General features: G+C 59.0%; 9 protein-coding genes, 3 pseudogenes and 1 other annotated feature. Of the genes and pseudogenes, 7 read left to right on the forward strand and 5 right to left on the reverse strand.

The annotated features are described in order from the left end of the window. Positions 1-110: 110 nt before the first annotated feature. The 3 genes and pseudogenes from H6927_11460 to H6927_11470 all read right to left on the reverse strand — a co-directional run bounded on the left by H6927_11460 (position 111) and on the right by H6927_11470 (position 3,057). Positions 111-619 (reverse strand): annotated as a pseudogene (locus H6927_11460) (transposase). Then, positions 225-341 (reverse strand) — a sequence feature (AL1L pseudoknot). Its footprint overlaps the pseudogene before it by 117 nt. 218 nt (positions 620-837) lie before the next feature. Then, on the reverse strand, positions 838-1,926 hold the full coding sequence (locus tag H6927_11465; protein ID MCP5218716.1) for an IS5-like element ISCte5 family transposase: 1,089 nt from the start codon (positions 1,924-1,926) through the stop codon (positions 838-840). Between the two features lie 351 nt (positions 1,927-2,277). After that, positions 2,278-3,057, reverse strand: a pseudogene (locus H6927_11470) (IS110 family transposase). A gap of 1,139 nt (positions 3,058-4,196) precedes the next feature. Between H6927_11470 and H6927_11475 the strand changes: the two are divergent. From H6927_11475 to H6927_11495, 5 genes are read left to right on the forward strand one after another with little or no spacing between them, the layout of a single operon-like run. Continuing rightward, positions 4,197-4,733 carry an amidohydrolase family protein gene (locus H6927_11475; protein MCP5218717.1) on the forward strand — a complete coding sequence of 179 codons (537 nt, stop codon included), beginning with the start codon at positions 4,197-4,199 and terminating at the stop codon, positions 4,731-4,733. A 12-nt stretch (positions 4,734-4,745) separates the two neighbouring features. Continuing rightward, positions 4,746-5,531 carry an alpha/beta fold hydrolase gene (locus H6927_11480; protein MCP5218718.1) on the forward strand — a complete coding sequence of 262 codons (786 nt, stop codon included), beginning with the start codon at positions 4,746-4,748 and terminating at the stop codon, positions 5,529-5,531. A gap of 1 nt (position 5,532) precedes the next feature. Further along, positions 5,533-6,669 carry an LLM class flavin-dependent oxidoreductase gene (locus tag H6927_11485; protein ID MCP5218719.1) on the forward strand — a complete coding sequence of 379 codons (1,137 nt, stop codon included), beginning with the start codon at positions 5,533-5,535 and terminating at the stop codon, positions 6,667-6,669. Between the two features lie 20 nt (positions 6,670-6,689). Then, entirely contained in the window at positions 6,690-7,265 is a 576-nt protein-coding gene (locus H6927_11490; protein MCP5218720.1) for an NAD(P)H-dependent oxidoreductase, read from the forward strand. Between the two features lie 40 nt (positions 7,266-7,305). Next, positions 7,306-8,217 (forward strand): LysR family transcriptional regulator, encoded by a 912-nt coding sequence (locus tag H6927_11495; protein MCP5218721.1) that lies wholly within the window; start codon positions 7,306-7,308, stop codon positions 8,215-8,217. Between the two features lie 137 nt (positions 8,218-8,354). On the opposite strand, the gene H6927_11500 is transcribed toward H6927_11495, so the two are convergent. Beyond that, positions 8,355-9,374 carry an IS30 family transposase gene (locus H6927_11500; GenBank protein ID MCP5218722.1) on the reverse strand — a complete coding sequence of 340 codons (1,020 nt, stop codon included), beginning with the start codon at positions 9,372-9,374 and terminating at the stop codon, positions 8,355-8,357. Between the two features lie 56 nt (positions 9,375-9,430). On the opposite strand from H6927_11500, the gene H6927_11505 reads away from it, so the two are divergent. Together H6927_11505 and H6927_11510 are read left to right on the forward strand one after the other, a co-directional pair. Then, a complete protein-coding gene (locus tag H6927_11505) occupies positions 9,431-10,981 on the forward strand; it encodes a long-chain-fatty-acid--CoA ligase (GenBank protein MCP5218723.1) in 1,551 nt (516 codons plus the stop codon). Positions 10,982-11,078: 97 nt separating this feature from the next. After that, positions 11,079-11,774: pseudogene (locus H6927_11510) on the forward strand (acyl-CoA dehydrogenase). A gap of 600 nt (positions 11,775-12,374) precedes the next feature. Here H6927_11510 and H6927_11515 read toward each other — a convergent pair. Continuing rightward, positions 12,375-13,841, reverse strand: a complete 1,467-nt coding sequence (locus tag H6927_11515; protein MCP5218724.1) for a hypothetical protein — start codon at positions 13,839-13,841, stop codon at positions 12,375-12,377. Between the last annotated feature and the right edge of the window lie 125 nt (positions 13,842-13,966).

Below are 13,966 nucleotides of genomic sequence, written 5' to 3' on the forward strand. Positions count from 1 at the left end.
TTTACAAAGCGAACAGGAAAGTCAATGAAATCAACGGTCTACCCAGACCACCCCCGCGCCAGTGCTAGCTTTGCGTACCGTCACTTATTGCACTGAAAACGAGGAGACCCCATGTTGGCTCGCCACACACGTTCGATGTGAGGAGCCAATGCACCGTCACGCTGTGCGCGCTGACATCGCAGGGTCGGGTTGCGTTGTTGGGCGGCGTGGCGCCAATAGCCAGACGGGGCGATCTGCAGCACCTTGCAGATCGACTCGACCCCGTAGGCCTGTCGATGCTGATCGATGAAGCCCTTCAGGACTTCAGACGGCGGTCGAGCTCCGCCTGGGCGAAAAACGCGCTGGCCAGCTTCAGTATCTCGTTGGCTCGGCGCAGCTCCTTGACCTCTCGTTCCAGATCCTTGACCCGTTGGGCTTCACTGGACGTGACGCCTTCTCGCACACCAGAATCGACCTCGGCGCGCTTGACCCATTCGTTCAAGGTCTGCGGCACACAGCCGATCTTCGGCGCGATGGACTCGATAGCTGCCCACAACGACGGGTACTCCCCTCGGTGCTCTTGCACCATCCTCACCGCACGCTCACGCACCTCGGGTGAGAACTTGTTTGACTTCTTCATGGCTCAATCCTCTCAGAGATTTGAGCCTCCTCAAAAACCGGGGCGGTTCAGGAGTGACTGTTAACTAACAGGCCGTTGAAAAAATGCTCATCGAACGCGCCAGGGTCGTGGATTTCGAAGAAACGGATCGCGCAAACTGGCCTGCGCAGCGATTGGAGCGGCCATTTCGGCCTGTTTGCAGGCCGTTTTGCCCGTTCCGGGCGCACGTATCCCATGGTTCACGCATGATGCGCGTCCCACCAACCGCCCAGACTGCCCATGCGCACCAGGTTGTAGGTGGCAAAGCACAGCAGCGCCTGGCCCGCGAGCTTGGCCTGACCGATCAATTTGGTCTTGGCCAGACCGCCCACTGTCTTGATCCAGCCAAAGGCCTCCTCGATTCGCTTGCGCACTTTGAGGCTGGTTTTGTAGCCCTCGTGGCGCTTGATGCGCCCATCGACTGCAGAGTGCTTGTCCTTGGCCGCCACGTGCGGCGTGACCAAGAGCCGGCGACAGCCCTTGATGAAGGCCTTGCTGTCGTAGCCCTTGTCGGCGCCGACCGTGGCCCGCTTGTTCCTGTTGCCCCGGCGTTTGAGCATCGCCAGCGCCGCCTCGCGCTCGGCGGTGCCACTGGCATGTGTGATCTCCACATCCACGATCAGACCGTTGCGGTTCTCCATGAGGATGTGCCCCATGTGGCACAGGCGGGACTTGTCGCCCGCGCTCTTCTTGAACAGCCGGGCATCGGCATCGGTGGTGCTGGCATGGGTGCCGTTGCAGCGCTCCTGCCCTTTGAAGTTCACCTCGGGGTTGCGTCCGGGTGGCGTGCCGCTGTCGTCGTCTTTGCGTTTGAAACTCTTGTGCGAGGCCCAGGCCTCAATCAGCGTGCCGTCCACGCTGAAGTGTTCGTCGCTGGCAAGCCGGCCCCACTGGGCGCTGAGCTTGACGCGCTCGAAGAAGGCGCGCGCCAGGTCTTCGTTGAAGAGGCGTTCGCGGTTGGCGCTGAAGGTGGAGTGGTCCCAAACTTTGTCCTCGATGTTCAGGCCGACGAACCAGCGGTACAGCAGGTTGTAGTTGACCGCCTCGACCAGCTGGCGTTCGCTGCGGATGGAGAACAGGATTTGCAGCAGCAAGGCCTTGAGCAGCATCTCCGGCGGCACCGACGGTCGGCCACGGCGGGCGTACACCGCTTCGAACTCGCTGTTCATGCTCGCCAGCAGCGCATCCACCACGGCGCGCAACTTGCGCAGCGGGTGTGCCGCTGGCACTCTTTCTTCAAGGCTGATGTAGCTGAACATCGCCCCCTGGAAGTCTTGGTTGCCTCTCATCTTTCTTGTCGCAGTTGTTGCGGGATGGCTTCAGATCGTAGCGGCCGACGCGGACGCTCGCAGGGGATTTTTCAACGGCCTGCTAAGTCCAGTGTGCGCTAGGGTTATGGTGTAAGCGTCTTCTTAGTACCCTCTATTTTTGCTGAAGGCTGGTGTGCAGGATAGGTGATCCGTGCACGCTGCGATGGTGTGCATGAAGAACCGTTAATGCACATCAATGAACGATCAAGACACCCCGAGCAAGCGCCGTCGGCGCGAGCACAGCCCGATGTTCAAACGCGAGCTGGTCGCGCGCAGCCTGGTGCCCGGTGCGTCGGTGGCCGCCGTCGCTCTGGAAGCCGGCATCAACTTCAAGCCGGGCATGGTGCTCAAGAGCCTGGCGGCTTGTCGAAAGGGTTCGAGCCCCAGGCCCACCTCCTTTTCGATGTCGGCAATGGCCTGCTCCAGCGCATCGATGTGGCCCAGGTGCAGCCGGAACATGAAGCGATGGTGGGGCCGGATGTGCCCGCGCAGGGCTTCGAGCAGTTCACCTCGGCTGGCTTTGACACGCGTGCTGATGTGCGCAGCAAGCGCCTGGGGATCGCTCTGGCCGGCCACGATGGCGTTGAGCACGGCGCGCCCGCTCTGGCCCAGGATGTCGCTGAGTACCACGCCCAGCTTCAGGTTGGCGTCTTCGAGCACTTTCTCCAGGCGCTGGGCGTGCGCGGCGCGCTCGCGCACGAACTGCTTGCGCGTGCGGGTGAGCGTGCGCAGTTCCTGCACGGCCACCGGCGGCACGAAACTGGCGCGAATCAGGCCGTGGGCCAGCAGGTCGGCCAGCCACGTCGCGTCGTTGACGTCGGTCTTGCGTCCGGGCACGTTCTTGACGTGCGCGGCATTGGCCAGCACCAGTTCGACGTGGCCTTCGAGGATGTGCCATACGGGCTTCCAGTACACGCCGGTGGCCTCCATGGCGACGTGCTCAACGCCGAAGGACTCCAACCAGTCGGCCAATGCCAACAGGCCCGAGGTGGTGGTGGCAAAGGTGCGAACCTCCTGCACAGGAGGGCCATTGCCAACGATGCGTGCGCAGGCCACCACGGTCTGCTTGTGCACGTCCAGTCCCGCACAGCGGGGATGAATGACTTCCATGATCGCCTCCATGTCGCGGCGACATCGGCGGGCGGCCCACGTCATCGAAATCTAGGATGCGTGCTCCAGGGCGCAAGGCCCAGGGCGACAGTACGGGGTGCTCGTGAGGCCGCGGGTCCCACTGACATACGGGCTGGCTGCACCAGGTTTGAGCCGACCTCTTTGCCGGACGCCGCAACCGCTATTACAGCTCCGTTTCATCCGTCGCGGAAGGCGCTCAGCGCCATGGAGCACTGACATGGCTTTGGCCTTGCGCACGGGGTGTCCGCCCTGGGGTGACGCCGCAAAGCTTGCAGGCATTCAGCCTGAGTAGTGGCCGCCGCAGAACGCTCGTGGAACGCAGAATTGGTCTCGTCATCCCGCGTCTGTTATGCATCCGCCGACGAATGTTGGACGCACGAGGTCGCGGTTCCAGCGGTGCAGGCCATTTGATGTGTCCTGTTGTGCCAGGTCATCGCGCTCATGATCCGTAGCACCTCAAAGATTTGCGTGACTTCGTTGTCTCAATCGATAGCCAGATCGATAGCTTTCAGCGCTGCGGTAGAGCTTGCTGGACATTGAGGCTTCGAGGTGCAGGCTGGACCACACACCTTCCCTCCCTGGTTGGGCTGAACTGTTGCCTGCCACCGCTGTTTGACGCGTGCTGGCTGCCGCGTCTTGCTTCGCTCTAAGGTCGCGCGCGCATGCCTGTTCGGACGTGAAGGCTTGAAACAGGCTCTTGAACTTGTAGCTCGTTGGTTCGCCGGTGTCGTTCCTCGCGCAAGTCTTTTCGATTTTGCCGCAAGTTCAAGCTCCCTGAGAAGGCCCCGCCATCTGCGCTTAACTGAATCTGAATCTCTTCGTTCAGATCTTCCTACGGGGGGCTCCATTCCGGGTAAGCAGCATCAATTTGGCACTGATCCTTCGAAACGTCTGACCAGAGGGTAAACCCGAAGATTCGACGAAGATGTGCATCTGATTTTTGGATTTTGCTTATCCATAAGAAATTGAACAGCAAATGAGACCCGCGACCTATACTGCGCATCTCCCGAATTTCTAAAAAATCATAGGAGACAAAATGAACAGTAGTGATTGTCTAAAGGCTAATCTACGATCCCGGATCCGGTCAGTCCATTTCAGCATTGGCTGCGAGTCAAGGGATGGACGAAGTTGAATTTGCATATGACCTGCAACTGGCGAATGATGGGAAAACCCTTCTTTACTCGCCTTTTGCGAACTATGCGCATGCCAATTTGGATGCCTGCCAGGAAATGGTTCAACACCCGCATTCACTCCTGTCTTTGGGTGACGGTGGTGCGCACGTAGGCCTGATCACCGATTCCAGTTCCACCACATTCATGCTCACGCACTGGGTGAAGCAGCAAGGACTGCCATTGGAATGGGCTGTACAGAAGCTCACCAGCCTGCCGGCGGAGATGATGGGATTGAAAGACCGCGGGGTCATCAAGCAAGGTATGAAAGCCGATTTGAACATTATCGACCTGGACCGCCTTGAGATCTGTTTCCCCTACGTGGTTTCAGATCTTCCGGCCGGTGGAACGCGATTCACGCAGGACTCAGATGGATATCTGGCTACGTTCCTCTCGGGTAAGTGTGTCGTCCGCGAAGGCAAACCCACAGGCCTGCTGCCTGGGCGACTGGTCAGAAGTCACTCCCTCGTCGGATCAAACAATTGAATTTTAAGAACAATGTCATACAAGTCTACATACCCAAGCATTAACGGTTGCAAGCTTCATTTGCGCGAAGCTGGCAAGGGGCGGCCCATTCTGTTCCTGCACGGTGCAGGCAGCGGTGTCATGGAATGGCTTCCTTTCTTTGACCGCCTTGCAGAGGCGGGTCATCTGCTGGTGCCAGATCATCCTGGTTTCGGCGACTCTGACGATCCCAGTTGGATCAAGGCCATTCCGGACATGGCCATGTTCTACCTGGAGATGCTTGAGGAGCTTGATCTTCATGATGTTCATGTGATTGGGCATTCGCTGGGAGGCTGGATCGCTGCCGAAATGGCTGTGCGCAACAGGACCCGCATCCGTGACATCACCTTGATGGCACCCGCCGGCCTGCGGAAAAAGGGGCTGCAGTATGCAGACCTTTTCATTCAAACGCCCTTGGAGCGCGTCAATGCGTTGTATGCCGACAAGCGCTTTGTTGAGGCCCAATTGGCCAAGCCTCTTTCAGAGGAGGACCGCGACAAGCTGTTGAAGAACTGGTTTGCGTCGGCAAAGCTTGCGTGGGAACCCCGTGGATTCAGCCTGGTATTGCCGAACTGGCTGCACCGGATCAAAAACCCTGTGCGGTTGATCTGGGGCAAGGACGATGCGGTGATCCCGAGTGCAGTGTCATCAGAGTGGGTCGAGAAACTACCCTCCGTGAAGTACTTTCAGATGATCGAGCAATGTGGGCATATGCCCCACATTGAAAAGCTGGACGAAGTCGTTGGTCGACTTATCGAAGACATTAAAACGAGCGCATAACATGCAGCATATTTACTTTACCTTGATGCCCTACCGCCCGCTTGACATGGAGGCGGCGGCAAAACAGAGATCTGCTTGGGTCGTGTTGCCCAACAGCCTGTATGACCCCAAGAAAGGCGCAGACGACTACGAAAGCCACATGAACCTGCTGGAGGAGGCTGATGCGCTGGGCTTCGACGGGTTGGGCGTCAACGAACATCACCAGACCGCCTATGGAATGATGCCAGCGCCGAATCTGATTGCGAGTGCGATCATCCAGCGGACGAAGCGCGCGAAAATTGCCATTCTTGGCCGGGCGTTGCCTTTGGTGAGCAATCCCATCTATATCGCCGAAGAGTTTGCCATGTTGGACAACCTGTCCAGAGGCCGTCTGATTTGTGGTTTCGTGCGTGGTATCGGTGCTGAGTACCATGCGGCCCCTATCAATCCCGCTTTCTCGCATGGCCGTTTTCACGAGGCCCACGACCTGATTGTGAAAGCCTGGACGACCCCGGGTCCGTTCGCATGGGAAGGCGAGTACTACAACCACAACTATGTCAACCTCTGGCCAAGGCCTTACCAGAGCCCCCGCCCGCCGATCTGGATTCCATCGCAAGGCTCAGCCGAAACGATCGACTGGGCCGCGCATCCCGATCGGAAGTATCCGTTTCTGATCACGTTTGCGCAGGAGTCCAATGTCATCAGAAACCTGAACGCGTACCGTGAGAAGGCACGTGAGTATGGTTATGAAGCAAGCTCCGAGCAGCTGGGATGGGCCGCACCGGTCTACGTGGCGGATACCTATGAGCGCGCCATCGAGGAAGCTCGGGCCGGTGTCGAGTCGTTGTTCAACAACTACTTGACGCTGCCCATGGAAATGCTGATGCCGCCCGGCTACACGTCCTTGTCTTCGATGAAGAAGACCATGGCCGCGCGAGCGGGCATTGGTTTGAAGCGCCAGACCATTGAAGAGATGATCGAGTTGGGCACGGTGGTGGTGGGCACTCCGACCATGGTTCGGGACAAGATCCAGAAAATGCGCGACGCGACCAATATCGGCATCTTCGTGGCGCTGCTTCAGATCGGTGTCATGGGTGATGAACTCGCCCGCCGAAACATGCAGATGTATGCCTCTGAAGTGATGCCGCACTTGAAGTGAACGACCGAAGGAGCTACGCAGTGAATCGCAAGCCTTATATCGTTGGCATCGGGGGTACTTCCAGGCCGAACTCCTCGTCGGAGCTCGCCTTGAGGCAGGTGCTGCAGGACCTGGAGGGCATGGGCGCTCAGGTTGAGTTGTTCACGGGCCATGCACTGAGCAAACTGCCCATCTATGGAGACGAGGTCGACGCTCACGACGACCTGCGTGAATCTTTCATCAAGGCATTGAGAGAGGCTGATGGCGTGGTGATTTCTTCGCCTTGCTACCACGGCGGCGTGTCAGGTCTGATCAAGAACGCTCTGGATTACGTGGAGGATATGCGAAATGATCCGCGTGTCTATCTTGATGGCAGGGTCGTTGGCGTGATCGCCTGCGCCTATGGCAACCAAGGGGTGGGGACTGTACTGAACCAGTTGCGCCAAATTGTGCATGCCCTTCGCGGTTGGCCTACCCCCATTGGCGTGGGCATCAACTCCCTTGAGGTTCGATTCACCGGTGATGAGTGCTCGGATGAATCTATTCGAAAGCAGATCAAATTGATGGCAAAGCAGTTGGTTCAGTTTGTTCCACGAATGACTGAAGCCACTGCTTGACTACAGAAGTCGATGATTACCTATGGGGTACTATGGTTGAATGAAGATATCGGACGTTGATTTAAATCTGCTGCCCCTGTTTGATGAACTCATCAGAACCCGCAAGGTTTCAGCAGCAGCGAGAGCGCTAGGCATGAGTCAGCCGGCAAGCAGCTATGCGCTTGCCAAACTGCGGAAGCTCTTCAACGATCCGTTATTCATCCGCACTCATGCCGGCTTGCACCCGACGCCGTTGGCTTTGAAACTGGCGCCGGCCATTTCCAAGGCATTGCGGACCATTCAAGATGAGATATTGCTGGAGCCCGAAATCAGTTTTCAGGCGCGTGATGAAACTCGTACATTCTCCATCAATATCACGGCGGCTGGCGCCGTCATTTTTGTGCCACCAATCCTCGAGCACATTGCGACGGCACGCAACATCACGATCAACATCGTGGACCATCCTGCTGACCAGCTCCATCATTTGATGGAGTCTGGAAAGGTGGACCTTGCATGTGGATTTCTGTCTGGCATTCAGGAGATGAACCTTCACCGGCAACTGCTGTTTCGCAACCCTTTCGTTTGCATTGCGAGGCGATCTCACCCTCGCCTGCGTGGAGTGTTGACGCGTGAACAATACCTTTTGGAGGAGCATGCGGTGGTGAGGCGCAGCCCGCATGAATCCACTTGGCTCGACAGAGAGCTGAAGCAGCGTGGAATTCAACGGAAATGCAAGATCACGGTGCCTCATGCATTGAATATTCCTTCGATCATCGAAAACAGCGATTTATTGGCCACGATACCCCAGCCCTTGGCTGAAAGATTTTGCGCCGCCGGCGACCTTCAGATGTATCGACTTCCTGTTGAGCTGCCATTGTTGGCTGGATACCAATATTGGCATACCCGATTCCATCGAGATTCCGCGATTATTTGGTTGCGGCGAGCAACATCCGAGCTATTTCGCGTGGCCTAAAAGAGATAAGGAAAATGTATGTTGGGTTTGATGCAGCGCCAACCATTGTTGATCTCCTCGTTGATTGATTTCGCAGCGAGACATCATGGTGACGGAGGGCGATCTCAACTCTGAAGTGCAACACCAGTGGTTGAGAATCAATGAATCGTAGCCGAATCTTTCTCGCTGATGGCCGTCATGATGCGCTTGAAAGCTTGGTAGGGACTGTCCCATCCCAGCGTCTGCCTGGGTCGGTTGTTCATCAAGTCGGCAATCGAGTCCAGCGCATCTTGGTCATGCACCGACAGATCGGTGCCCTTGGGCAGGAACTGGCGCAGCAATCCGTTGGTGTTCTCGCAACTGCCCTTTTGCCAAGGACTGTGCGGATCGCAAAAGTACACCTTCACGCCCGTGGCCTCACTGAGCGCCTTGTGCCGCGCCATCTCCCGACCCTGGTCGTAGGTGAGCGTTTTGCGCAGCGGCGCAGCCACCGCATTGAGCTTGGCCGAGAACGCCGCCAGCGCACTTTCTGCCGTGCTGCTCTGCATCTTGCACAGCAGCACAAGACGCGTTGTACGCTCCACCAGCACACCGACCGCAGACTGGTTGCCCGCACCCTTGATCAGATCGCCCTCCCAGTGCCCGGGCATCAGGCGGTCTTCGATCTCGGGCGGGCGCACATGGATGCTCACCATGTCAGGGATCTTCCCTCGTCGATCCTGGCCCGCAGAGCGGGGCCTGCGCGTGCTCTTGCCTTGGCGCAGCAAGGCGATGAGCTGGCGGCGCAGCTCCCCGCGTGGGTAGGCGTAGATGGTGTCGTAGATCGTCTCGTGCGAGACGTGCCAGGCGGGCTCATCGGGATGCATGCGCCTGAGTGTGCTGGCAATTTGCTGTGGCGACCAGCACCAGCTGAGCAGCGTGCAAACCGTCTGCCACAAAGCGCCATCGGCATGCAGCTTGGGCAAGGGTCGGGCATCGATGCGGCGCTTCAGATATGCGTGGTGGGCGCTGCTGCTGGCGTAGCCGCTATCGCTGCTGTTGCGCCGCAGTTCGCGACACAGGGTGCTGGGGCTGCGCCCCATCAGTCGCCCCATGGCCCGAAGGCTCCAGCCTTGCTGGTGCAGCGAGCTCAGCGTCATGCGCTCTTCAGCCTGCAGTTGTTTGTATCGTGTTCCCATCGGTGCAACTTACCTCATGTGAGGGTGTTGCACTTCAAAATTGAGATCGCCGAGAAATTGTTTCGCGCCGAGTAGAAGGCGATGTGCACCGATACACATGGAAGGACGTGCGGCAGCGTTCGATGCAGGTAGCTCACGCTTTGGAAAAGGGTGGCATATCGACAGGGCAGCGGGTGGCCACGCTGGCTTGGAATGGCTATCGGCATCTGGAACTCTATTACGGTGTGAGCGGATCGGGTCGGGTGCTGCACACCATCAATCCACGGCTTCATCCGGAGCAGGTGGCCTGGATCGTCAGCCACGCTGAGGACCAGGTGCTGGCTTTCGACACATCCTTCTTGCCCATGGTGCAGTCCATTGCGGGCAAGTGCCCAGGGGTAAGGCTCTGGATCGCGCTTTGCGAAAAGGATCAACTTCCGGTCGATTCGGGGATTCCGGGACTGTTGAGCTATGAAGATTGGATTGATGGCCATCTGGCCGAGTACCCGTGGCCGGATCTGGATGAGAACGTTGCGTCCAGCTTGTGCTACACGAGTGGGACGACGGGGAACCCCAAAGGGGTGCTCTATAGCCACCGCTCCACGCTCTTGCACGCTTACGCAGCGGCATGGCCGGACGTCATGAACCTGTCGGCGCGTGATTCGGTGTTGCCTGTTGTGCCGATGTTTCACGTAAATGCTTGGGGTATCCCATATTCGGCGGCGCTTGTGGGATGCAAGCTGGTGTTTCCAGGGCCTGCTTTGGATGGCAAGTCGGTTTATGAGTTGCTCGAAGCGGAACAGGTGAGCTTCGCTGCGGGGGTGCCCACGGTCTGGCAGATGCTGTTGGGATACGTCGAAGCCAACGGCTTCAAGCTCAACCATTTGCGGCGCACCATCATCGGCGGATCCGCATGCCCTCCCTCGATGATGGATGCCTTCCGTGAGCGCCATGGCGTGGAGGTGCTGCATGCCTGGGGCATGACAGAAATGAGCCCGGTCGGCACTGTTGGCACGCTCAAGAACAAGCAGATCGCCTTGCCCAAGGAGGAGCAAACAGCGGTACGGCTCAAGCAGGGGCGCGCGGTTCCTGGCGTCGACATGAAGATTGTGGACGACGCCGGCCATGAGTTGCCCTGGGATGGCCGCAGCTGTGGTGACCTGCTGGTGAAGGGGGGCTGGGTCGTCAAGGGTTATTTCAGAGAGAACGTGGACAGCCCCCTTGTTGATGGCTGGTTTCCTACCGGGGATGTTGCGGTCATCGATGCGGATGGGTTCATGCAGATCACCGACCGGAGCAAAGACGTGATCAAGTCCGGCGGCGAGTGGATCAGCTCCATCGATGTCGAGAACATCGCCGTGGCCCACCCCGACGTGGCAATGGCGGCATGCATTGGCGTTCGGCATCCCAAGTGGGACGAGCGGCCGATCGTTGTCGTTGTCAAGAAGCCCGGTGCTGACATGACGAAACAGGCGCTGCTGCAGTTCTACGAGGGCAGGCTCGCGAAGTGGCAGATCCCCGATGACGTCGTGTTTGTTGAGACGATTCCCTTGGGTGCCACAGGAAAGATGCTCAAGTCCAAGTTGAGAGAACAACTGCAGGACTACAAGTTGCCTTTGCCCTCCTGACGGATCCAATCGCACGCAACGCGCCATAACCAGAACGGAGTTTCTGGGGCTCCCACGCGGGCCCCTACGGACTCCGTGTGCCTAGCCCCCTGAAATTATGTCAAGCACCATCAGTGAGCGGGAGCTCGCATTTCTTCTCTACGAATTTCTGGATACAGACGCTCTGCTCCAGCGTGATCGTTATGCCGAGCATTCGCGGGAAGTCTTCAACGCAACGCTGGACACCGCGCGCAAGATCGCAGAAGACTTCCTGGCACCCCACTTTCGAGAGGGCGATGAGAACGAACCGCTCTTCGTTCATGGCAAGGCTCAACTCATCCCTCCCACCCGTGGAGCATGGCGAGCCATCGCTCGCGCGGGCTTTCTAAATGCCCACTGGAACGAGGCGGAGGGTGGTCTCCAGCTGCCTGAGGTGGTGCTGCGCGCTGCCATGAGTTCGTTCTATGCGGCGAATGTCAGCACGGCGTCGTATCCGATGCTGACCATAGCCGCCGCCAACTTGTTGCGGGCATTTGGCAGTGCCGAACTCAAGTCAAGGTATCTCGCGTCCATGGGGGATGGCCGGTGTGCAGGCACGATGGCGTTGACCGAACCGGCACAAGGCTCTGGCCTTGCGGACATCACCACCAAGGCCGTGCCGCAGGCCGATGGCAGCTACCGTCTCTTCGGACAGAAGATGTTCATATCCGGCGGCGATCAGGATCTGACCGAGAACATTGTTCATATGGTGCTCGCTCGTATACAGGGAGCACCACCGGGTGTACGTGGAATCTCGCTGTTCCTCGTCCCGAAGCTATTCTTCATTGCGGGCTTGCTCGCATGTCATGTCAGGGAAAGTGCCAAGTTTGACCCAAACCATGGCCACCCCCAATCGCTTGACCACGTAGAAGGCGCGCACTCCGGTGTGCGTCATACGCATTGCCAACTTTGGTGTTTCGGTGTCATAGATCACCTGGCGCTTACCCGCAGCGGGGGCAACCAGACCGGCCAGGAGGGTCTTGGTGAGCTTTTGATGATTCGCAGTAGCCACGGTGTCCACCTTTCCATTTTTGGGCTAGCACCGGGCTAGCACCGGGCTAGCAAACAGGGGATGATTTCGTAAAACTTCGTGCTAGCCCGTTAAGTCTATTATGCCGAGTTCATTGGGAAAGTATAGATTTATTCAGGTGCATTAATTAGTGGGTCTATGTATACCTGCTAATTCGTAATGAGAAGGTCGGGGGTTCGACTCCTCTCTCCGGCACCAGATCCGAAAGAAAAAGCCCGCTATGTAAGTCATAGCGGGCTTTCTTGTTCTCTGCGGCCGTATAGCCACCATGTAGCGAATCGGGCTGAAGAACGGCAAAGTTCCCCCAGTGTGTCCCCACAACCTTTGCCCTGGCGGGCGTACGTCTCAGGGAATGTAGTTCAGCGTCTCCGGCAACGGCAGATCGATCGGCGTCTCGAACAAGGGCCCGGCGCCATCCGGATCGACGACGGTCGAACCCTGGCTGGCAAAAAAGGTGGCGAGCTGGTCTTGCGCCGCAATCGCAAAATTCCGGGTGTTGGCGCCACCGATCGCCGTCAGGAAGCCATGCGGATCCTTGGGAAGGCTAGCGTCCTGCGCATACACCAGGTCATATTGATAGAAGGTTTGCCGATCGGCCAGGTCGCCGGCGCGCAGGATGGCGGTCGACGTCGGGTTGGGCGATTGCTGGTCACCCTTGGCGTTCTGCAGGATCACCGGCCGCACGCGGACGCCCGGCAACGGCTGCTTGCGCAGCAGCGGCGCGTAGCTGACGTTATTGCCGGACTGGCCGACCCACTCGCCGCGGTCGAACATCTGCGCGATGGCAGTTGCACCGGGCACGTTGTTCACGAGGACCGGTTGGTTGCGCAAGGGGATGCTCTCCTCGAAGCGGAGGTTGTTCGGCGGTGCAACCCCTGGCGCGGGCGGAAGATTGATGAGCGAAGGCGTGCGCGCGGCGAGGTCTGTGCCGCGGGACGCGATGCGGAACCCGCCGAGGCGCGTGGTCTCGAACAGCGAGCCGCCGGCCACGTTCAGCACCGATGCCTGGATAGCGGGCTCCAGCGCGACGAACGAGCCCCCGTAGATTCCGCCCCAGGACTGTCCGGCGTAGTAGATGCGCCGGGCGTCGAGGTCCGCGCTTCCGTCGCCGTCCACGTCCACGCCCGCCCGGATCTGCCGCACGAGATGGAACAGGTCGGCCACCGTCTGCCGGATGCCGTCGCGCGAGCCGATCATCGAGAGGTAGGGCGGTTTGGCCGAGGCCCCCTCCGTCCCGCCGAAAGTTCCGTCGCCGTTGACGTCTTCGGAACGCCCGCCCGCCGGGACCACCACGGTCCGACCGGCCGCGTTGGTGACCTCCAGGGTTCCCAGCGGACCGCCGCCATGGCCCATACCGTTGATGGCGACCGTCGCGATGCCCTTGGCCGCGAGGCTGGATGCGACATTCCACGCACCGTTGTTCATGGATCCGCCGAAGCCGTGGCCGAAAATCATCACCGGCCATCCGCCCGCCGGGCGCGGGCCGGTCGGGAGGAAGACCTGCACGACCACGTCATGGGTCGAGAAAGGCTGCGGCACGCCTTCGAGCGTCGCCACGCCCGGGATGTAATAGTCGGTGTTGAGATAGCGCTGCGCCTGGTAGCGTCCGTAGGCGACTTGGCCAACCACGGCGCCTCGCAAGTCGAGGTCCGCGAGCGAGAGGGTCGACGCGGCAAACGTCGGCAGCCCGGTGGTCTGCCGCTGCAGCCGAATGCTTGCCAGCGAAGCGCGATCGAACAGGGCACGGACTGGCGCGCCCGCTTGCGTGCCGATCATGAAATCCACGGCAGCCGCTGGCGTGCTCGCCTGCACCGCTTGTTGGATGCGGGTCAGCTCGATCGTGGAACTGCGCGTGGTGAACAGGCTGGCCGCGATGAGGTTCTCTGTTGATTCATCAGCACAACTGAGCCAGTGATCACGTTGAATATTGAGCCACT

The organism is Burkholderiaceae bacterium (assembly GCA_024235995.1).
Classification (GTDB): domain Bacteria; phylum Pseudomonadota; class Gammaproteobacteria; order Burkholderiales; family Burkholderiaceae_C; genus Ottowia.

What these genes read in the sequence shown, in the direction of transcription:
- H6927_11480 (MCP5218718.1), top strand. Translation starts at nt 4,746, where the DNA reads ATGTCATACAAGTCTACATACCCAAGCATTAACGGTTGCAAGCTTCAT.
- H6927_11495 (MCP5218721.1), top strand. Translation starts at nt 7,306, where the DNA reads ATGAAGATATCGGACGTTGATTTAAATCTGCTGCCCCTGTTTGATGAA.
- H6927_11500 (MCP5218722.1), bottom strand. Translation starts at nt 9,374, where the DNA reads ATGGGAACACGATACAAACAACTGCAGGCTGAAGAGCGCATGACGCTG.
- H6927_11465 (MCP5218716.1), bottom strand. Translation starts at nt 1,926, where the DNA reads ATGAGAGGCAACCAAGACTTCCAGGGGGCGATGTTCAGCTACATCAGC.
- H6927_11485 (MCP5218719.1), top strand. Translation starts at nt 5,533, where the DNA reads ATGCAGCATATTTACTTTACCTTGATGCCCTACCGCCCGCTTGACATG.
- H6927_11475 (MCP5218717.1), top strand. Translation starts at nt 4,197, where the DNA reads ATGGACGAAGTTGAATTTGCATATGACCTGCAACTGGCGAATGATGGG.